1 protein-coding gene is annotated in these 1,610 nt (G+C 66.8%); it reads left to right on the forward strand.

Annotated elements, in window-relative coordinates:
* The coding region (locus tag ACZ7NC_RS45555) for an SdrD B-like domain-containing protein (RefSeq protein WP_471498354.1) at window positions 1-1,610 on the forward strand (1,610 nt) is incomplete at both ends.

The following is a 1,610-nucleotide window of genomic DNA, read 5'->3' on the forward strand; positions in this document are numbered from 1 at the left end:
CCGTGCTGTCGTCGAATGTGGAGTTCGTGGATCTGTCGGGCGGCAAGAATGTGGAGGTGACGACCTCGTTCTGGAGCCCGGAGGACTACTGCCAGCGCAATGTCACCCTGGCCGCGGTCTGCCAGAACGCCAACATCCCGGATGCTGCCCCGCCGGCCAAGCGGACGCTGTCGACGTTCTCGTTCAACACGCGTGGCGATGCTGTTGCGAACCCCGCTCTGGTCAAGGATCAGGCGGTGGAGGCGGACACCGGCACGACGTGGGGTCTTGGCTACAACAAGGTGACCAAGCAGCTCTTCACGTCCGCGTATGCGAAGCGGGGCACCAAGTACGGTCCCGGCGGGGCGGGTGCGATTTACCGGACGAACCCGGCCACCGGGGCCACCGCGCTGTTCACCCAGGTTCCCAACCCCGGCACCACCGCGCATCAGCCCGGCGTCAACATGGACCTGGCCTTCCAAGCGGTGGTGGGCAAGGAGTCCCTGGGTGACCTGGACATCAGCCCGGACGGCAAGGACCTGTATGTCGTCAACCTGAACGACCGCAGGCTCTACCGCTACGACGCCATGCAGGCCACCGCTGCCACACAGAAGGCCTCCTACCCCATCCGGGACCCGGGCTGCGCCGCCCCCGGCGACTGGCGCCCCTTCGGCCTGGGCATCCAGGACGGCAAGGTCTACGTCGGCGGTGTCTGCTCAGCGCAGTCCACCAACCGCAAGGCTGACCTGCGGGCCGTCGTGCAGGTCTTCGACCCCACCACCGGCCAGTTCACCGGCACCGTCATGGACCAGCCGCTGACCTACCCCCACTACGCCCTCTCGCCGCCCCAACCGACCGTCTGCACCGGCCGCACCTGGTATCCGTGGACCAACACCCGGCCCGTGACCCAGGACGGCGTGGCCTGCGACGAACCGGGGCTCTCGAATCCGGAGCCGGAGTTCACCGACATCGACTTCGAGACCAACGGCAACATGGTCGCCTCCTTCGCTGACCGCTTCGCCGACCGCGGCGGCTGGGCGCTCCCCGCTCTCCCCGGCTGGCCCGCGACAAACGTCTTCAACGGCGGTGACATCAACTGCGCGAGCCGGGGCAGCAACCACATGTTCGTCCTGGACGGCAACGGCGGCTGCACCAACAACGCCACCGCGGCCACCAACGGCGGAACCCAGCCCCTGGACGCCCGGGAGTTCTACCCGGGCGACCACGTGTCCGACCACAACGGGGTTCACTCGGAGACTGCTGAGGGTTCGGTGGCCATCTCCAAGGTGGAGACCACCATGCCCATGATCTCGGAAGACCCCATCCTGAACCCGGTCACCGGGCACGGCCTGCACTACCTCAACCGCAGCAACGGCACCCGGGTCTCCGAGGACAACGCCAGTGGTCTGTATCTGAACAACGACTTCGGCAAGGCGCGCGGTATCGGCGACCTGGAGACGATGTGTGACCAGGCGCCGTTGCAGATCGGTAACCGGATCTGGCAGGACACCGATGAGGACGGCATCCAGGACCCCAGTGAGCCGGGCATCCCGGGTGCCACAGTGAATCTGTATGACGCCGACGGCAACAAGATCGGCACCGCGGTCACCAACTCCCGGGGCGAGTACTAC

The organism is Streptomyces sp. NPDC111802 (assembly GCF_055634335.1).